Source organism: Fusibacter sp. JL298sf-3 (assembly GCF_053842995.1).
In genome coordinates this window covers 1,392,420-1,411,970 of the sequence record NZ_CM132608.1, presented here as the reverse complement: position 1 = coordinate 1,411,970, position 19,551 = coordinate 1,392,420, and the positions used below count along the sequence as shown (strand labels likewise).

The window sequence follows — 19,551 nt, the reverse complement described above, 5'->3', positions numbered from 1 at the left end:
GAAAATTACCACTTCATCAAAAATTTAATGCGATTTTAATTTTCAAATGACACTTTATTTTATACAATAGAGTTCAGGAAGTTTTACACACATCGATTTTTTGGAGGTATATATGACGCTACAGCTGGAAAATGTAAAAGAACCTCAGCTTAGATTGTTTTTTGAGAAAGCCTGTGCCATTCTCGAAAAGAGCGAAAGCCTTTTAAAGCAACTTGAAAACGGTACTTACTTGTCTCAGGATATAGAAGTGCTCGCTGCTGAAAATGCAGCGCTCTATGAAGACCTGTTGCCGGCGCAGTATGCGACGAGTTTTGCAAACCCCGTCTACGCTTGTGAAGTCTTTGGCAAAGAGAAAGGTCAAGTTTTGACTTTTGTTTACGCCGCTGTGAGACAAAGCTACAGTGCGGCATTTAAAGGCGACAGGGAAGCCATTGAACGCAATCGTAAGCTCCTCGAAACCATCTACGAAACAACAGAGGTGGCGTGTTGGGTAAGGGGAATCCGCGAGATGACTTCGGCACATTTGATTGCGGACTACACGAAGACAATGAACGAAACCTATGGTGGAAAACAGTTGCATTACCAAGATATAACGGTTCATGCGGACCTTTCAGATGTTCGATACCTTTACCGTTACGGCGTCTACATCACAACATTTGAAGTTCAGACGGCGACATTTTTAGAAAACTTTGATGCAGAAGCGCTAAGTGCCCTTGCGACATCTATTGCCAAGGCGTATGTGGCCGGATTTGTCAGAGACAACAAAGACAGAGGAACGCGTTCGGCGGTACGTATTATTGCCAACGCCGGACAAGAGCGTTTAACGCGTCTCGTTATAAAAGCTTTGGCTGAGATGGGGCTTGAAGGCTATGTCGCCACTGTGGTTTCAACAGAGTTTAACGCTCAGTACGCCTTTGACCATCGCTTTGACAAAGGCCTTTACCTAGATGCCGCCTTTAATGACGCGGTTATCGCCGCTGTTGAAAAGGCTGCTGAAAACAGCAAAACGGCACTTTCAAACTACTCGGGTGTTCTGTTTGTCGAGCGCTTTGGGGAAGAGCCGTTTAGCCCGGTGAACAACGACGCGCGCATTAAGCTTGACGAAGCCCAGCAAGGGTTACACCAAGCACTCCAAATCGCTCATTCGCAACTGATAGAGCGCTATATTCCCGAAACCGAACGCAGCTTCTGTATCGTTGCGTTCCCAACCCCTGAAATCGGTCCTGAGTTCGAAGCAATTTTTAAGGACACAGTCCGCATCAATCAAATGGACAGCGCCGCTTATGAAAGCATCCAACAAGTGATTATCGATGCGTTGGACCTCGGTGAGTTTGTTCATGTCAAAGGGGGCAACGGCAACGAAACCGATATCAAGGTAAAACTTAAAAAAATTGAGAACCCTGAAAAAGAAACCAACTTCGTCAACTGTGTAGCGGATGTTAACATTCCGGTGGGCGAAGTCTTTACGTCGCCAGTACTCAAAGACACGACGGGACTTTTGCATGTGGACACTGTGTACCTCAACAATTTCAATTACGAGAATTTGAGACTTGAGTTTGTAGACGGTTACATCGACGCTTACAGCTGTACCAACTTTGAGTCGGCGGATAAGTGTCAAGAGTATGTGAGAGAGAATTTGCTCTTTCCACATCAAACCTTGCCTTTAGGCGAGTTTGCCATCGGCACGAACACACTGGCGTATGTCATCGGTGAAAAATACGGCATCGTCGACAAAATGCCGATTCTCATCGTCGAAAAGATGGGGCCACACTTTGCCATTGGCGATACGTGTTTCTCTTGGGGTGAAGATCATCCGGTGTACAACCCGACTGATGGCAAAGAGATTATCGCACGGGATAACGAACGCTCTATTTTGAGAAAGGAAGATGTCAGCAAGGCATATACGAACTGCCATACAGACATCACCATCCCTTATGATTCTCTTGAGCACATTACGGTCTTAACGGCGTCTGGAGAAGCTATTCCGATTATTGAAAACGGTCGTTTTGTTCTCCCGGGGACGGAAGCGCTCAATAAACCGTTTGACGAAGCCCAATAATAACAAAACCGTTTGTCAGCATTTTGCAGACAAACGGTTTTTTCTTTAAAACAGCTATTTGATGTAGTTTTTAATGTTGGCGTCTGGAGACAACCCCCCTTCGATAATCGGTTGTTTAGATGTCATAATAATGGTGACACCAGGGCCGTGACCGGCTTTGATGCAGTCTGAATGGATAATGACACCAATGGAGACAGCACCTTTGCGCATACCGCCGAGGCCGTAAGTGTTGTCGCTGTCTTCCAAAAGAACGATATCGCCAAAGCGCAATGTGTCGAGACCAAGTGCTTCAATGGCTTCTCTATCGGAAGTGATGAGGTCGTAGTCGCCTTTCTGGCTGAAGCCGGCGCCGACGCCGGAGCCCATAAACGCCTGAGGTATTTTCTTGACCACTGGCACAATCAGTTTGCCGTCTTCTTCACGGATGCCCATGTTAAGTAAGACGGCGGGATCGATACTCATGACTTTTACTTCCGGATAGTCTGTGAGCTCAAGCCCTTGTCCGTAGCCTTTGATTAAAATTTTGTCGTCGAGGGTTAAAGCATCGAGCACTTCGTCTTCAAAATGGCAGAGAACGTGTTCGACGCCGCCGTGTGTACCGGTGACAAAGCCGGTTTTCCCTTTTGCTTCGCCGGTAACGACTTTTGCCGTATTCCCGATGCAGCTGAAAATATTCAGTGCGCCTGACGGACCGGCGTCTTTGTTGTATAGGGAGACACCCGGTTCAATATGATCGCCTGCGAGGCCAAAAGCGCAGTCGCCGATTTTAACGTTGTACGTGATGCCGCCAGTTGCGGGAATGACATAAGGGTTGCCGTCCGTGTCGAGACGGTAGCCTGAAAAACTTGGTTGGCGTATGCCCCCTTGTACAGATTGCATGACCAGTTTGTCTTTGTTTGTCTTCATAGTTCAACTCCTTATTGCATAGGTCTTGTATCAAACATCGCCCTTATTGTATCATATTTCGCCAAGTCGATTGTAAAATTCTTTTAACGCTTGGGCCAGTAAGCGTTTTTCTTCTGCGGTACAGCCGGCGAAAAGCGTCGCCAAAAACGCCTCGTGCTTGGGGAAGATGTCGGCGATATAAGCGCGGCCTTTTTCAGTTAGGGATACAGAGTAGACGCGGCCGTCGTCACAGCTCTTTCGGCGTTCAATTAACCCGCGCGTGGTCAACTTGTTGAGGTTGTACGTAATGGTGCCGCTGGTGACGAGTATTTTTTCGGCAATTTTCTGAACCGGTTGCGTACCCTTGTGGTAGAGAAACTCCAAAACGCCGAACTCGCTGGCGTTGACGCCTAGCGTTTTGAGATGTGCTTCTATTTGTGTAAAGACGCGGTTGTAAGTACGCGCCAAGCCGATGACGATTTTAAGGTCTTCTTTGTGCATAGGGACTCCTTCGAACTCACTGTTATAAGCCATTATATCACAGGGGTGTGTTTGGCTAAAAGGGGAATTGTGATATACTATGACGAGAAGGGAAGCACACCGGTTGAAAAGGAGTTAAATGTGAAAACAGTTGTTTTAGCAGAGAAGCCTTCAGTGGCTCGAGATATTGCGAAGGTTTTAAAATGTCATAAAAAGTTAAAAGGCGCCTTTGAAGGCGATGCCTATATTGTCACTTGGGCGCTTGGCCATCTTGTAACCCTTGCAGATCCTGAAAGTTACAATCCCGCTTACGCGCAGTGGCGCATGGAAGATCTCCCCATGTTGCCGAAGCCTTTAAAGCTGGAAGTTATCAAGGGGACGAGACATCAGTACAACTGTGTAAGAACACAGCTCTTGAGAAACGATGTCGGCTCAGTGGTAATTGCCACTGACGCCGGACGGGAAGGGGAACTCGTAGCCCGATGGATTATTGAAAAGACGAAGTTGAAGAAACCGATTAAACGCCTATGGATATCGTCAGTGACGGACAAGGCCATTGCCGATGGCTTTAAAAAACTGAGAGACGGTCAGGCGTATGTGCCGCTTTACCACAGTGCCATCGCCCGTGCGGCAGCGGATTGGTACGTCGGTATGAACGCCACGCGCGCTTTGACGTGTCGGTACAACGCTCAGCTTTCCTGTGGCCGTGTCCAAACGCCGACCCTCGCTATGATTGCGAACCGCGAATCTGAAATTCGTTCGTTTCAATCGAAAACGTATTATGGTCTGCAGCTCAACATGGCCGGCATTGTGTTTGAATGGCAACCTGAGAAGGGCCAAAAAAGAGACAAAGCTTCTATTGAAGCGTTGCGTAAAACCCTTGAGAAGGAGCATCCAGTCGTCGGAAAAGGCACCGTCAAAACCAAGAAACACCACGCGCCTGGACTTTACGATTTAACAGAGCTTCAGCGCGAGGCCAACAGCCGTTACAGCTTTTCAGCCAAACAGACGCTGAATATTATGCAGCGCCTTTACGAGCACCATAAGGTGCTCACTTACCCGAGGACGGATTCGCGCTTCCTCTCAAAGGATATTGTTCCGACCCTTAACGAGCGCTTGCGGGCCATTGGCGTCCAGCCTTACGCTAAAATAGCCGGCGGTATTCTACGAAATGGATTTAAGGCAAACAGCGCCTTTGTAGACGACAACAAGGTATCGGATCACCATGCGATTATCCCCACTGAGGCGACGTGCTTCGTACAGGATTTTGATCGGGAGGAACGCTTGATTTACGAAATGGTCGTCAAGCGCTTCCTGGCGGTTCTAATGCCACCGCATACGTTTGAGCAGACCACTTATGAAGCCAAGTTGGGCACGGCGACTTTTGTGGCGAAGTCAACGCGCACCCTATCACAAGGATGGCAGGTACTCGAAGGTGAATCGGCACCTGAAGTGGTTTCTGAACCGAGCTTTGATCCCGAGCGCTTTAAGCTCAATGTAACAGAACATACCACGACACCTCCGGCCTACCACACCGAGGGCACGCTTTTGGCGATGATGGAAAAGCCTTATAAAGGTGCTGAGTACGGTATCGGTACAGTGGCCACACGTGCAGATATCATTGAGAAGCTTCTCAACAATTTTCTTATTGAAAAGAAGGGAAACAGCCTTTATATGACGTCTAAGGGACGCCAGTTGCTCGAAATCGTACCAGACGATCTCAAATCGCCGAAACTGACAGCAGCTTGGGAGCAGAAACTCGAAAAGATTGCGAAGAACGCGCTCTCGAAAGAGGCTTTTATCGATGAAATGATGGGGTATACCAAGCATGTGTTGCGTCTGATTAAAAACTCAGAAGCCACATTCAAGCACGACAACATCACTAAGGAACCATGTCCGACATGTGGTAAAATGCTCCTTGAGGTCAACGGCAAAAAAGGGAAAATGCGCGTCTGTCAAGACCGTGAGTGCGGTTATAAAAAGCGCCTTGAAGTCCTTACAAATGCCCGATGTCCCAATTGCCATAAAAAGATGGTTATGAAAGGGGAAGGCAGCGACAAACGCTTTTTCTGCGCCTGTGGCTACAAAGAAAAACTCGAGGCCTTCAACAAGCGAAAGAAATCGTCAGCAGACAAGGGCTCCAAGCGCGATTTGGAAAAGTTCTTAAAAGAACAGAATGCGGCGATTGAAGTGGAATCGCCATTTGCGGCGCTTTCCAATTTGAATTTGAAAAAGAAGAAATAGTGGTTCTATACGCGCCGATTAACGGCGCGGTAAACAAAGACCTAACTTAAAAACGCGTGTTCTCATGATGACTTATCATGGGAACACGCGTTTTTTTAAATGTGAAAGAGGCGAATCAGACGCTCTTTGACATATTGAGGCAATTTGTAGTACACACCGGATAAGAAAGCTGAGAAAAACAGCAGTGAAACGGTGGTGATTAAAGACCATCTCAAAGTGATGGCGCCTCTGAGGTTTAGACTGATGATAATTTCTATAACCGGCAGGAGCAAACACAGCGCTAGGCAGACGTACACCGGGACAAAGATGATATGTCGCGTGTGTTTTGAACGCGCATAAAGCTTTGCCGTTACTGTAAAGAGCACCGTTGCTGTGACAGCGATGGGCAGGGCATAGGTCAACGACCAGGAAAGCTGTGTGTCCAGTGCGTCTAGTGCCAATGTAAATAGACAAGTGGTAATCCCGATGCCAATCAGTGTGCGCGTCAGTTTTTGAATGTAGCCAAGTAAGAAAAAGAGATAAAACAGCGAGGCGATAATGCTGAGTACCCCGTACTTTAAAAAAGTGATGACGCCAGTAGTGAGGGAGAAGAAAGTCTCCAACACGACGGCGATGGTGATGCCGGCAATGGCCATCATAAAATAGATGTAAAAGACTTTGTTCCGAAAGCCTTTGGCTTCATCGGTATAGGCATTTTCCGCTTCTGGAAAAGCGCGAGGTGTATCGGCGATTAAATCTTCGGGAACCGGGTAGGCGCAAAGGGGACAGCGCTCAACAGCCGCTTCCAGCTCGACGCCGCATTTTGAACAATAGGCCATAAAGGACCTCCTAATAATTGGTTTCTATTGCGACGTCGATGCCTTCGCCGCGTAGTTTTCTAAAGAAGCGCTTTTCAATCGACTTAGATACCGCTAAACTCCCAAAGCATATGGTGGTGTAGTCGCCGTGAGCGACAACGGTAACTTTAATGAGATTGCCTTCACTTGGCGGGGGAAGTACCGCCAGTTTCTCAATGTGCCGGCTGTATTTCTCATCGAGTTTGATGACGCCGAGATTGGATAGACTCGATGTGTAACTGCTTTCGCCGTAGTAACTGTAAATGAAGGGCATAATCAAGTCCTTTACGACGAGGGGAATCAGACGAACGTGCCAAAAACGCTCGTTTTGAACGTTTCGCGTGATGTAGCGCTTGAGGTATTTAGGCGTCAGGTATTGGCCAAAATAAGCGTCGATGTAGCGCAATAATTCTTGCCGCTCATAGGTCCCCAGACGCGGGTCGATATGAGGGGTAATGCTGACAAAAAAGTTTCGAACGGTCTCCGCTGGAAACAAGCCGCGAAGGTTGACTGGCATGTTAAGAATAATCGGTCTTGTACCGTCCCCTTCATCGTCCACAAACTCCAAAATGGTCTCAAAGTAAAGGCAGAGTAGCAATTTTGTGACTGTCGTGCCCAGCGCCTTGGCTCGGCTGAGAAGCGCCTGTGATGAAACCGTTCCAATGGTAATGTGGTACGTGCCCTTCTCGATGAGCTCAAAGGGGAAGTGGTACGCGTGTGGCAGTTTTTCGGGAACGGGTATCCCCTTTTGATAATGTGTTTGAAAAGCGTCTTCACTCATGGCGTTGAGTTGATTCAGCGCTATTGTCGGCAAGGGTTCCGACGGGTAAAAATAATAGTGCAACAGCGTTTTTAAAAACACCAGCGCGCCGGCCCCATCGCAGATGGCATGGGAGATTTCAAAGTGTATTTTATCTTCATGATAGAGCACTTTAAAGGGGTGCGCGTATTCTTTTTTATACTGAACGGCAGTGCAGGGGAAAAAACGTTCCGGCTCTGCTGTGGGAATGTCATCCATTTGCTCGAAATAGTACCAGAATATGCCCCGCTTAAGTCGAACGTTGAACATCGGCAAGTGTTTTAACGTCATAGCAATGGCTTTGTCGAGTTTCTTGACGTGAACGCGCCGATGGAGGTATACGGTGATTCTGAAGACTGTAGATACGCGGCTTGAAGCGATTGAGGGGTAGAGCTTGCCGGCGTTGTCTAGGCGGTACCAATTTTTACTGTCTGTTGTACGGCTTTTTTTCATAAGCACTCCTGTTGTCGGTAGTGGAAAACAAAAAAAAGAGCATACCCTGCGGTATCCTCTTAATAGGCACGTTACGCATGCTTTTTTTGAAGTTCGAGAAGATAGAGCGTGTTGAGTGTTTGAGCTTCAACGGGGTAATCGTTGTCGTAAAAGGCTTTTTGTAACGTTAAGAATGTTTCGATAAGCGGTAGCGACGCATCTTCCAAGACGATGATTTCAAAAAAGTCATGGGCGGTTTCAAGGTATTTGTACGACTGGTTTTTTTGGTAGAGTTCAATCAAATAGTCGATGGTGTCAATCGCGCGGTGATAAGCTGCAATATCGACACAGTATTTGAATACCCGTTTGAGAAGGGCATAAGCGTCTTCGTATTTGCCCAGCAGTCGCATGGCGTGGAAGAGCTCCTTAATTAACCCTTTTTCTTTCTCGATGCGGTCGATTTCCTCTTTTTCGAGAAGAGATACGCAGATGTTGTAGTAGTGTTCTGCTTTGTAGATGTCGCCTTGTTCCCCATAGAGGTAGAGGAAGTTGCCGACGTTCATAATTTTGTTGTCGATGTCTTTCATCGAAATAATGCGGTCGATTTCCACTAAGACTTTTTCAGCATCTCTAAAGCGCTGAATTTTAATATAGGCCAGTGCACAGAGTGTTTTAATATGAATGGTCTGCATGCCGTTGAGATTGAAGTATTTGAGCACGTCGTAAGTCGCGTCGACGACTTCGTGGTACTTTTCGAGGTTGAGCAGTGAGAGCGCTCTGTTGTAGAGGAAAGCGTATTTCTGGAACCCTGAAAAGTACTCTTGATTCTGTAGGGCAAAGTTGCAGTATTTGTGGCATTCTTCAAATTTCTCAAGCTTGATTTGACAGTAAGTCAAGTTGATAAGCAACTCGATGTAAGCTGATGATTCAAATGCCGGTGGCGACGCCAAGATGGCGCTAAATGCGATGAAGTACTCTTTTTCAAAACGCTTACTTTGATTGTATATCCCCGCTAAATAAGATGCCAAAGGCAACAGGTTGTAATGACTGTACTCTGTGAAGAAAGCCTCGGCTTCTTCCACGAGGGGTTCTAGTGCTTCGTAAGGGCTGTCTTCTTTCGCTTTTAATCGATCGAGATGCCCTTGCATTTTGCGTTTGACTTGGTCTTCCATGGTTTCTAGAAAGTATTCCGGTGTGTATTCCGGATCGAGGCCGATTTTGACGCACGCCTCATTGGCTTTTTCCGCTATGATTTGCGCCACTCTGTACGAGGGCTTGGATTTGTCGTTTTCAATCATGCTGATGAAGTTCCGACTGACCTCTTCGTTGACTATGTCCGACTGCTTGAGGTTTAAGCGCTTTCGAACCAGTTTTATTTTTTGTCCATACGTTAATATCATTTTCTTCTCCTGACACTTTATTAATAGTTCTATTGTATCACAAGTCCTAAGGTTTGTAAGTAGCATTTTATTACGAAATATGTCTGAAAATTAATATTTTTCTCAAATTCGTCGTTGTATGGGGAAAAGCGCTGTTTTTTTGAAGTGATGAATTTTCAAATATGGAGGAGGGGCATGTCATAAATACCGGGAGTAAAAAGGAACTTTTTTTGTAAATCTCAGTCTTATTATTAAAACCTAATACCAGATATTTGGTATCTAAGCGGAAACCACGCTTTTAAGTAGAGAAGCTGTCGTTGGCATAAGACATTTTGACATACGTGTAACGCGCATCTGAAAGGAAGTCGGTGAATGCAGTGAAGTTGACCACTGAGCAACGAGAATACATTGAAGCGATTTATGAGGGGATGCATGAAGCGCTTTACAGTTATGCTTACAGCGTCTTAAAAGATAGGTTCAGCGCCGAGGAAGCTGTTCAGGAGACGTTTCGAATCGCTTGTGTTCGCATAAACACTTTTGTTGGGGCCTCCAATCAAAGAGGGTGGTTGTTTAAAACATTGAGATACATGGTGCGGGGGACCATTCGAAAACAAGCCTACTTGAATACGCAGTTGACCTATGGCTACGATTTAAATGACGTTATCGACCGATGCTGTGAGGTGGATGTTTGCGTCGATCTCCTGTATCTAGATATTTCAAGAAGTACTGAGTACCGACTGTTGCATAAGGTGATTTTAGATCAGGCATCGATACTAGAAGTGGCAAGAGAAATGGGCATTTCAGAAGACGCCTGTAAAAAACGTGTGCAACGGGCAAAGGGGAAGCTGAGACGTTATTTTTGTAAAGGCATGTAAATGGAGGGGGTTGTAGCTCCATTTTTAGTGCCGGCGACGCAGGTCTGTTCAACAAATACAATATAGCGTATAATAAGGTTGTTGTTGGAAATAAATTTTATATATAAAGAGGTTGTATGAAAAGTAAATTTGCTAAAAATGTTGGCATAATGGGGGTTGTCGGCATTTTAATTAAGGTGATCGGCGCGCTTTACAGAATTCCTTTGTTTAATTTTATTTCTGAGGAAGCCGTTGGCTACTACAGCCTGGCGTACCCATGGTACACGTTTTTAATTACCATTTCGTCTGTTTCAGTAACAGCAGCACTAGCAAAGTTGGTTGCGGAAGCACAGGCCCGCAATGACGCAATGGCTCAAAGGGAAATTTACACGGTTTCGTTGTGGTTGATGCGCTTTTTCGGCATCGCGTCGTCGCTGGTTCTAATTGGCGGTGCCAAAGGGTTGGCACACCTCGTGAAGACACCGGAGACGGTTTATTCTTTTTATGTTTTAGGGGCGACGGTGTTGTTTGTCTGTCTAAATGCCGTCTACCGCGGCTTTTTTCAAGGGTATCAGAAATTGGAGTTGTTGGCATTTAATCAACTCACAGAACAGCTTGTAAGGGCTTTCTTAGGGCTGACGGCGGTGGTTGTTCTATCAAGATGGCACCTTGGTGATGCGTTCCTCGGCGGAGCGGCGACGTCAGGTGCGTTTTTTGGCGCCGTTGCATGTTGGCTGGCTTCTAAAGCGGTGTTTCGAAAAAAGATTGGAATTTCCAAAGTGGCTGTATCGGATTTCAAAGGAACGGCGCTTAAAATGTTGCGCATTATGTTGCCCATTGCAGCGGGGGCTGCTATTTTGCCGTTGCTCGGTATTCTAGACAGCATCATGGCGCCTCGGCTTCTATCGGCTATCGGCATGGGCGACAGGGCGCCTGTTTTGTACGCTTATGTGTCCGCATATTCTGCACCGATTGTCAACTTAACTCAAATTGTGTTTACAGCACTTGCACTGAGTTTGTTGCCACTGATTGCCGAGTCCTTTGTACAAAAAAGAAAAGAACTTTTTAATCAAGCGGGACTAGGCATCTTGCTTTCTCTTGTGCTTGGATTGCCTATGGGGCTCGGTATAGCGGTACTGGCAGAGCCGATATTGAGTCTGCTGTACTACTTTAAGTCCGATGTAGCGCCTCACGCGGCACCTGTACTGGCGACTCTGGGAATCGGGAGTGTTTTTTTGTCTGTTTATATGGCGACAACGAGTATTTTACAAGGCATTAATGCGTATAGGCAACCTGTGCGCCACATGCTTATTGGCGCAGTGATAAAAGTGTTGATGGGCTTCGTTTTGATTCAAATCCCGTCAATTAATATTCTCGGAGTGGCACTTTCAACTTCGGCAGCTTATGCCGTAGCGGCCACTTTAAATGTTCGACTGCTGTTACAACGTCTGCAGCTCCCTAAAGGGCTTTTAAAAAAGGTGGTGCTGACCCTTGGGATAAACGGTGTGCTGGTGCTTTTAGCCCGTGGCCTCTATGGGGCGACTGCCGGGGTATTAGAGGGGTTCACAGGAGTGGCTTTTAGCGTTTTGTGTGCAGTGGCCGGTTCAGCTTGTTTTTACGTCTGCGCAATTTTGGGCCTGAAAGTCGTAACAAAGGCGGATATTCAACAGCTTTAGCTTACCTGTCCGCCAACGAAATTAAATTGTAATCCTTTTGAAGTTGATTAAACGTCAGATAAGGGGTAAAATAGAAGTGGTAAATGTTAGAAAATTCTGAACGAGAGGTGATAAGATGTTAAAAGCAAAATGGTTGGCCATTTTAACAGCTTCTTCACTTATGGTGACAGGCGCGTCAAATATGGCGACAGCATTTGAAGACCTGAGCGACCATTGGGCTGAAGGAGAAATTATGACACTTTATGAAAAAGGGTATGTGAAAGGCGTTAATAAGACGCAAATGAATCCTTCCGGGACGCTGTCGCGCATGGAATCCGTTGTGCTGGTTCACAGACTGGTGGCGGACAGTTTGGCAGTAGATGATGAAAAGTGGTATGAAGCCGCGGTGAGAGATGCCAAGAAGAAGCTTTGGATTCCAATGTGGTCGGAAGCGGAACTGAATCAAATCATGACGCGACTTGAGATGATTCAAATGATTTACAGCGCAGAGATGCCTGCACCGGCCGCCTATGCCGATGTGTCTATTGAACAGTATACCGATTTGGACACAGTTGATTCGACGTATCACGATGCCATTAAGTGGGCCACGGCGACGGGTATACTCAAAGGCCAAAACGGCAATCGCATTATGCCGGATGAAGCGCTGACACGAGCAGAAGGCATGGTGATGGTCAATCGTTTGTTGACGTATCGCGAAACTGAAAATCCGGAAGAGGTGGTGATGAATCCTGTGGATAAAATGGTAGGCTATAGCGTTAAACCCCTTGAAAACAACCAAAGTGAACTGATTATCAGCTGGGGAGAAAAGCCGACAGGGGGGTATGTGATTAAAATTGATAAGGTGCTGTTTAACGAGGCCGATATTGTGGTATATTATACCACGTCAGCACCTAATCCAGATGACCTAGTGACTCAAGCCATCACTTACCCGAAAGATTCGGTAATTGTGTCCACAGAAAAAATTAAAGATCGGAAGGTAAAATTAATTTACAAGGAGTAGTTTATGAGACGCTTTAGAAAGCGCTTGATGCTCTTGACTTTAATCTACTTAGGTGCGTTCTTTACCATGGGCGCACCTTCTTTTTCGAATGTTTTGTTTGATGAACTGTTTGAAAATCACGGAACGATTATGCTTATCATCGATGTTAAAGACGGCGATATCGTAGCGGCAAACGAAGCGGCAGCTGAGTTTTACGGTTTTTCTATCGACGCTCTCAAAACGATGAACATCGATGATCTCAACACACTGACAGAACGCGAAGTCGCTGAAGAAATGGCTCTTGCAGTTAAAGAAGAACGCAATTATTTTAACTTTATACATAGAATTCAAGACGGCAGTGAACGGCATGTGGAGGTCTATTCCTACCCTTACCGAAATGAAGACGGCAAAACCTATCTCTACTCAGTGATTCACGACATTACAGATGAAAAAATCGCAGGAAAAAGAGCGAGGGGCACCCTGATTGTATTGTTTATTGTACTGATGTTGGCTCTAATGGTTAGCGCCATCTACATGTACTTTATTCGCGCTTCCAAAAACAAACTTAAAATCAAGAGTATCGAACTCGAAAACCTCTTTAACAACATCGAGGAGGGGTTTATTTCGGTGGACTCACAGGGGATTATTCAAAATGCCAATCCCACTGCCCTTAAGCTGCTGAAATACCAGTTGTCTGATTTCGTCGGAAAGCCCATTGTAGCGTGCTACAGGCGTTTTGACGAGACCCTTGAAAAGACGTGTCAATTCAACCCCAAAGTCTTGCATAAAAATGCCTCCAAAGTGATTTTAACCGCTGATGACGAGCCGATTTACATTGAAGAAACCGTCGCCCCTATTTACGATATCAAGGGGGGCGAAAGCGGCCTGGTCATCGCCTTTAGAGACTTTACGGAGAAGTTGGCGCGTCAGAAGGAAATCGAGTTTTTAAGTTATCACGACCAGTTGACGGGGCTTTACAACCGGCGGTTTTTTGAAGAAGAAATCTCTCGCCTCGACGTCGAGCGCAATTACCCTTTAGCGGTTATTATGTTTGACGTCAACGGCTTAAAACTAATCAACGACGCGTTTGGCCACGCCCATGGAGACGCTCTGCTGCAGATGATGGGTGAACAGTTGAAACAGGTTTTTAGGGGCGATGACATCGTTGCCAGAATCGGAGGCGACGAGTTTGTCGCCCTTTTGCCCCAAACGAAAGAGGATGAAGTCAAAAGCATTATTACGCGTTTCTCAACCAGTTTGAAGACGCTTTCTATTAATTGCGTTCCCGTTTCAGTTGCCGTTGGTTACGCTATGAAACGCGATGCGTTCACACGACGTTCGGAAGTTTTAAGCATCGCAGAAGACCGGATGTATGAAAACAAGTTGCACTTGAGTAAGCCGTTTAAAACACAAGTCATTGAGAACATCAAAAAAGGCCTGCTGTCGCGAAAGTCCATCAAGAAGGCATACTACGATCGCGTGGCGACATTGGCCAAAAAAATCGGAACGGTTTACAACCTTTCGGAAACTCAGCTCAACCAGTTGGAAGTGGCGGGACGCGTGCACGACATCGGAAAAATCGCCATTGATGAGGCCATTTTATTGAAGGCGGCACCGTTGACACTTGAAGAGAAAAAAGTCGTTGAAAAACACCCTGAAATCGGCTATCACATCTTAAAGTCTGTTGAAGAGTACGCCGATATAGCCGAGTGGATTTTATCGCATCACGAGCACTGGGATGGGACGGGGTATCCTCGGCGCATTAAAGCAGAAAGTATCAATTTGTGTGCGCGTATTTTGTCTGTGGCAGATGCTTTTGTGGGACTTACGGCCGAATGTGACAGTTGTTCTGACGACGAGGCCTTTAAAAAGCTAAAAGCCCTTGCCGGGACACAGTTTGATCCCAAAGTTGTCGAGGCACTCGAAGAGATTTTGTACGGGGCAGCACACCGTTTGCGCAATAAAATTCCTTTTGAATCCTTTAAAAGAACCATGACCTTTTAACGGCGCAATATGTTACAATACTGGTGTATAATCTATTGTAAAGAAGCCTAGGAGGTCGCTGTGCTGGGATTGCCCAACTATATGGTTTACTTGTTCTTCGGTTCATTTTTCGTAGGATTCATGATATTGCTTGCCGTATTGCGTTTTTCTAAAAAGAGTATTTTTTTCTTTGACGACACCGATGAAGATGAGGATTTTTTCGCAGGCGTTGAATCGGAAGAGGATAGTAAATGAAAATAATTATCAACTGGTGTTGACAGTGTCAAAAGCATATGATATGATTATCTTGAATTAAAGATAAAAAGAATGAGGAGGTTGACCCAATGGATTACAAATCAATTATTGAAAAGAGAAGAAGTATTTACGCTTTAGGACAGACGTTACCGATTTCTGAAAATGAAGTTGAAGCACTTGTAGAACACGCTGTAAAGCACGTACCATCGGCTTTTAATTCTCAATCGGCGCGCGTCTTGCTCTTGTTAAATGAGCAACACCACAAATTCTGGTCACTTACATTAGAAGCTCTTAGAAAAATTGTTCCGGAAGATCAGTTTTCCAAAACGGAAGAAAAGATTATGAGTTTTGATGCAGGCGCGGGAACCGTGCTTTACTTTGAAGAACAATCCATTGTAAAAAATCTACAGGAGCGTTTTCCGCTTTACGCGCACAACTTCCCGGTATGGTCGGAACAATCGTCGGGGATGTTGCAATACGTCGTATGGACGCGTTTAGCTGAAGTGGGCATCGGCGCTTCTTTACAGCATTACAACGAAGTGGTAGAAGAAGCGGTACGCCAGACATTTGTAGTTCCCGAAAGCTGGAAGCTCATTGCTCAAATGCCGTTTGGCAGCATAGAAGCAGATGCCGATGAGAAGCAGTTTGAGCCGTTAGATAAACGTTTTAAAGTATTGAAGTAATTTTCTCTATGGGACGACAAGATAAAAACCCCCTTGTACAGTGGACTAGAACCGCTGTACAAGGGGGTTTTAGAGTTTTTTAAAACAGAATATGTGCCACCAAAGCGAACAGCGGCAAACTGATGAGGGTTCTTTCAATAAAGATAATTAACAAGTCCTTGAAGTTCACCGGAATCTTGGAAGCGATTAATAGAGCGCCGACTTCAGACATGTAGATGAGCTGTGTTACAGAGACCCCTGCGATAACGAACTTGGTCAAATCGCTGTTCAAGGATGTTGCAAGAACCGACGGCAGGAACATATCGGCAAAACCGATGACAAATGTCGGTGCTGCGGCAGCAGCTTCCGGTATTTGCAGGAGGTCGAGCAATGGTTTAATCGGCATACCGAGGTAGGTAAAGACCGGCGTGTATTCGGCGACGACGAGCCCCAGTGTGCCCAGTGCCATAACGATAGGCAACACGTTGAGCCACATGTCTTTGACATTGGAAAGGCCGTCTTTCACCATCTGCCCGCTTTTAAAGTACGTGTACCCTCTGTTGCTAGCGAGTTCAAAGGCTTCTTTGTGAGAGAGATGTTCTTTTTCACCTTCTGTGTCGACCCCTTTCACATCGCCGTTGAAGTAGATGTCTTTTTTGTTTTTAAGTGGCGCAATACGCGGCATAATAATTGCAGCGACAACGCCGACCAGGATAATGGTTAAATAGTACGGCGCAAAGTAGCGCTCGAGACCCACTTGAGAGAGGACGACGAGGCTGAAGGTGATGGAGACAGCAGAGAAGGTCGTTCCAATGACGGCGGCTTCTCTCAAGGTGTAGTGGTTTTCTTCGTACTGTTTGCTGGTGAGCAACACGCCGATGGTTCCATCGCCGAGCCACGATGTCATACAGTCGATGGCGCTTCGTCCCGGCAAGGTGAAAATCGGGCGCATAAATCGAGAGAACATGGCGCCGATGTATTCCAATAGACCGAATTCAACAAGCAATGGTAAGAAGAAGCCGGCAAATAAGAAGACGACAAATAAGACGCTGAGCAAATCGTTAAACAAAAGGCCACCGGTGTTTTCAGAAATGAGAAACTCGGGACCGATATTAAAGTAGGTCAGGTAGATGAACACAATCCCGATGCCTTTGACAATCGTCCAAAGAAAGTCTTTTTTATAAGACGCCTTGGCGAGGTGATAGACAAAAGAGAACGTGGCAATGGCCAGTATAATTTCCGACATCCACTCGGATAAGAAGTTCTTGAGTACCCCTGCTAAAAAGGCGACGACAATGGTCATTTCTCCATTGAGTTTAAACGGTACCATGAATAATAATACACCGAGCAGCGATGGCAATATAAAATAAAGCCACTTGTTTTGTTTTGTTGACATGTGATTACCCCTTTCGTTTAGTATAAATATACATTTTTATTTATTATAATGCATTTAACCTTTTCGTCAACCCCTACGGCAAAAGTTCGAAATTTCTGATAAGTGGCGCGGTTTATAGAAGTGCGCTATCAGTAGTGTATCCGCAGTGCGTGGGTTTTTCTTTGTTTGTAAAAGAAGTGTATAGCAGGCGGCTGAAAGCTGTGGTAAGATGGACGTGAATAAGTCCCTTGTGACGTTAAATGGAGAGTCTGAAGTGGAAAAAGGGTATCGTTTGGGCGGCGACCGCGTTGTGCCGCTGGTATTCAAACTGGCTGTGCCCGCTATGTTGGCACAATTTGTTTCAGTTCTTTACAGTATTGTAGACCGGATTTTCATCGCGGGAATTCCGGTAATCGGCGACACGGCATTGGCAGGCATCGGCATCTGTGGGCCCATTGTGACGCTGCTGTCGTCTTTCGGCACCTTAATTGGCATCGGTGGATCCATCCTAATGGCCATGTCTTTGGGAGAAGGGCGAGAGGAAAAAGCACGTGACGTTCTGGCCACGGGTTTTATTGCCCTCAGTGTCCTCGCCGTGGTACTGACAGTGATTTTTTATCTGATTAAAGGGCCGTTGCTGATGCTGTTCGGTGCAACTGAAGAGACTTTTGTACATGCCGATGCGTACATGCGTATTTACGTAGGCGGTACTTTTTTTGCGCTGATGAGTATTGGGCTCGGCAGTTTTGCCATTTGTCAGGGGCACCCGCGCAAAGCGATGGCCACAGTGTTTATCGGCGCTTTTTTAAACATGGCCTTGGATTATGTATTCATCGTCAAGTTGAAGTGGGGCGTCCAAGGCGCAGCGGTTGCCACTGTAATTGCGCAACTGTCGGCTTGTCTCTACATCGTCGCCTTCCTTATGTCTAAACGCGCCCCTTATAGAATAGAAGCGCGACGTCCTAAGGGAGACCTGTTGAAATCGATGGTTGCCCTAGGGGGCACGCCGTTTATAATACTGCTGACAGACAGTTTAATCATTATCGCCATGAATGCCGCGCTGAAGCACTACGGCGGTGTAGAGGCGAAGACGTACATCGCCGCAGTCACTATTATGCAAAGCTTCCTGCTGCTGATAACCGGCCCTATGATAGGTATCACCGGCGGTACGCAGGCGCTCATCAGCTACAACTATGGGGCGAGACAAGCGAAGCGTATACGACAGGTCGAATGGACAGTGGCGGGCATCTGCCTCGCTTTTACCACGACGATGTTCATCGTTTCAAGAGTATGGGCGAGAGATTTTGCCGCGATTTTTACTTTAGACCCTGTGATTTTGCCGTTGGCGACACGAGGGATTCGCGTTTTTACGCTGGGGATTATCCCCCTTGCTCTGCAGTACACGTTTGTGGACGGTTTGACAGCACTGGGATGTACCGGTACAGCGCTGTTTTTGTCGTTGACGCGCAAAGGGCTGTTTCTCGCAGGTGTCATCCTGTACCCGCGCCTATGGGGCATAGATGCACTTTTTTATGCTGAGCCCGTTTGCGACATTCTCGCGGCAACTTTGACGGTTATGGTCTTCTCGAGGGCTTTTAAAGGGCGTATGACCCGCCTAGAGACTTCGGGTTAAGTGATAAAGGCGTTGAGCCAGAACAGATGGATGGCAATGAGACATAGGCAAGCGGTGACGAGGTAGATAAACGCGTTGACTTGTTTGTTATTAAGGCCCTTGTCGATTAGTCGGTAGTGGAGTTGAAGCCGGTCAGCTTTTGCAAGGGGCTTGCCCTCTCGATAACGCCGCATCACGACGTAGAGGTTGTCGAAAATCGGGACGCCAAACACGAGAACCGGAATAAACAGTGAGAGAACAGTGGCTTGCTTATAGACGCCCATTAGCGAAATAACGGCGAGGACAAAGCCGATAAACGTTGAGCCTGAATCGCCCATAAAGAGTTTGGCCGGCGGTTTGTTGTACCTCAGGTAGCCGAGTAGTATGCCCACCAGCAATACCGACATCAGTGCGGGAACGGCGTCTTGCATCAACAAGGCCACAATCAACAGCGTCGTACTGGCGATACAGGAGACGCCGCCGGCGAGGCCGTCGAGGCCGTCGGTGAAATTGATGACGGTGGTGATACCGAAGACCCAAAGGATGGTGAGGAAATACTGTAATAGCGCGGGCAGTACGACAATCTGTCCGGAAAAGGGATGGGTAAATCCCGTGAATGCGACGCCTGAAAAAAAGAGAATGGATGCGGCGCATACTTGAACGATGAGTTTAGGCAATGCGGAGAGCTCGCGGCCCTTTGACTTTTGAACGTCGTCGTAGAGGCCGATTGCAAAGATGAGAACAGCAGATGAAAAAAAGCCGAGTATCTGGCGATCAAACGTGCGCGTCACAGCAAAAAAACAGGTAAAAAAAACGAGGAACATGACGACGCCGCCGATTTGCGGCATGGGACGGCAGTGGGTTTTTCGCCGCGTCGGACAGTCCACAAAGCCGATTTTGAGGGCGAATCTGTTGAAGGGTGGAATGAGCAGAACCGTTAAAATATAGGCCATTAAACCAATCCAGTACGTCATGAGAAACTCCTTTCAGAAAATTCTAACAAAAGTGTATCAAAGTGCATGGAAGCGTTCAATGGCGGTG

At 46.5% G+C, this 19,551-nt stretch carries 16 protein-coding genes; 9 read left to right on the top strand and 7 right to left on the bottom strand.

Going from position 1 to position 19,551, the window contains the following annotated elements; genetic code table 11:
* Nucleotides 1-112: 112 nt before the first annotated feature.
* A complete protein-coding gene (locus ACR6HW_RS06880; protein WP_455730411.1) occupies nucleotides 113-2,059 on the top strand; it encodes an aminopeptidase in 1,947 nt (648 codons plus the stop codon).
* Between the two features lie 54 nt (nucleotides 2,060-2,113).
* Here the strand turns inward: ACR6HW_RS06880 and ACR6HW_RS06875 are convergent, their stop codons facing one another.
* Nucleotides 2,114-2,965 (bottom strand): DUF4438 domain-containing protein, encoded by an 852-nt coding sequence (locus ACR6HW_RS06875; RefSeq protein ID WP_455730410.1) that lies wholly within the window; start codon nucleotides 2,963-2,965, stop codon nucleotides 2,114-2,116.
* 51 nt (nucleotides 2,966-3,016) lie between these two features.
* Nucleotides 3,017-3,445 carry a MarR family winged helix-turn-helix transcriptional regulator gene (locus tag ACR6HW_RS06870; protein WP_455730409.1) on the bottom strand — a complete coding sequence of 143 codons (429 nt, stop codon included), beginning with the start codon at nucleotides 3,443-3,445 and terminating at the stop codon, nucleotides 3,017-3,019.
* Nucleotides 3,446-3,565: 120 nt separating this feature from the next.
* Here ACR6HW_RS06870 and ACR6HW_RS06865 point away from each other — a divergent pair, with 120 nt between their 5' ends.
* Entirely contained in the window at nucleotides 3,566-5,668 is a 2,103-nt protein-coding gene (locus tag ACR6HW_RS06865) for a DNA topoisomerase III (protein WP_455730408.1), read from the top strand.
* A 95-nt stretch (nucleotides 5,669-5,763) separates the two neighbouring features.
* Here ACR6HW_RS06865 and ACR6HW_RS06860 read toward each other — a convergent pair whose 3' ends face one another.
* From ACR6HW_RS06860 to ACR6HW_RS06850, 3 genes are all read right to left on the bottom strand, one after another.
* Entirely contained in the window at nucleotides 5,764-6,486 is a 723-nt protein-coding gene (locus ACR6HW_RS06860; RefSeq protein WP_455730407.1) for a DUF6320 domain-containing protein, read from the bottom strand.
* 10 nt (nucleotides 6,487-6,496) lie between these two features.
* A complete protein-coding gene (locus ACR6HW_RS06855; protein ID WP_455730406.1) occupies nucleotides 6,497-7,756 on the bottom strand; it encodes a hypothetical protein in 1,260 nt (419 codons plus the stop codon).
* Between the two features lie 71 nt (nucleotides 7,757-7,827).
* Complete coding sequence (locus tag ACR6HW_RS06850; RefSeq protein ID WP_455730405.1) at nucleotides 7,828-9,135, bottom strand: helix-turn-helix transcriptional regulator; 1,308 nt, start codon at nucleotides 9,133-9,135, stop codon at nucleotides 7,828-7,830.
* A 347-nt stretch (nucleotides 9,136-9,482) separates the two neighbouring features.
* Between ACR6HW_RS06850 and ACR6HW_RS06845 the strand changes: the two genes are divergently transcribed.
* From ACR6HW_RS06845 to ACR6HW_RS06820, 6 genes are all read left to right on the top strand, one after another.
* Nucleotides 9,483-9,989: an RNA polymerase sigma factor gene (locus tag ACR6HW_RS06845; protein ID WP_455730404.1), complete on the top strand. Its 507-nt coding sequence runs from the start codon at nucleotides 9,483-9,485 to the stop codon at nucleotides 9,987-9,989.
* Between the two features lie 116 nt (nucleotides 9,990-10,105).
* The gene (locus ACR6HW_RS06840) at nucleotides 10,106-11,644 is read left to right on the top strand and encodes a putative polysaccharide biosynthesis protein (RefSeq protein WP_455730403.1); all 1,539 of its coding nucleotides are present in this window, start codon (nucleotides 10,106-10,108) and stop codon (nucleotides 11,642-11,644) included.
* Between the two features lie 115 nt (nucleotides 11,645-11,759).
* Complete coding sequence (locus ACR6HW_RS06835) at nucleotides 11,760-12,644, top strand: S-layer homology domain-containing protein (protein ID WP_455730402.1); 885 nt, start codon at nucleotides 11,760-11,762, stop codon at nucleotides 12,642-12,644.
* Nucleotides 12,645-12,647: 3 nt separating this feature from the next.
* Nucleotides 12,648-14,627: a sensor domain-containing diguanylate cyclase/phosphohydrolase gene (locus tag ACR6HW_RS06830; protein ID WP_455730401.1), complete on the top strand. Its 1,980-nt coding sequence runs from the start codon at nucleotides 12,648-12,650 to the stop codon at nucleotides 14,625-14,627.
* A 60-nt stretch (nucleotides 14,628-14,687) separates the two neighbouring features.
* On the top strand, nucleotides 14,688-14,861 hold the full coding sequence (locus ACR6HW_RS06825) for a hypothetical protein (RefSeq protein WP_455730400.1): 174 nt from the start codon (nucleotides 14,688-14,690) through the stop codon (nucleotides 14,859-14,861).
* 89 nt (nucleotides 14,862-14,950) lie between these two features.
* A complete protein-coding gene (locus ACR6HW_RS06820; protein WP_455730399.1) occupies nucleotides 14,951-15,544 on the top strand; it encodes a nitroreductase family protein in 594 nt (197 codons plus the stop codon).
* Between the two features lie 79 nt (nucleotides 15,545-15,623).
* Here the strand turns inward: ACR6HW_RS06820 and ACR6HW_RS06815 are convergent, their stop codons facing one another.
* Nucleotides 15,624-16,919, bottom strand: a complete 1,296-nt coding sequence (locus ACR6HW_RS06815) for a YjiH family protein (RefSeq protein WP_455730398.1) — start codon at nucleotides 16,917-16,919, stop codon at nucleotides 15,624-15,626.
* Between the two features lie 208 nt (nucleotides 16,920-17,127).
* Here ACR6HW_RS06815 and ACR6HW_RS06810 point away from each other — a divergent pair, with 208 nt between their 5' ends.
* On the top strand, nucleotides 17,128-18,531 hold the full coding sequence (locus ACR6HW_RS06810) for an MATE family efflux transporter (protein ID WP_455730397.1): 1,404 nt from the start codon (nucleotides 17,128-17,130) through the stop codon (nucleotides 18,529-18,531).
* Here the strand turns inward: ACR6HW_RS06810 and ACR6HW_RS06805 are convergent.
* Complete coding sequence (locus tag ACR6HW_RS06805; RefSeq protein ID WP_455730396.1) at nucleotides 18,528-19,484, bottom strand: MraY family glycosyltransferase; 957 nt, start codon at nucleotides 19,482-19,484, stop codon at nucleotides 18,528-18,530. The genes ACR6HW_RS06810 and ACR6HW_RS06805 overlap by 4 nt on opposite strands.
* Between the last annotated feature and the right edge of the window lie 67 nt (nucleotides 19,485-19,551).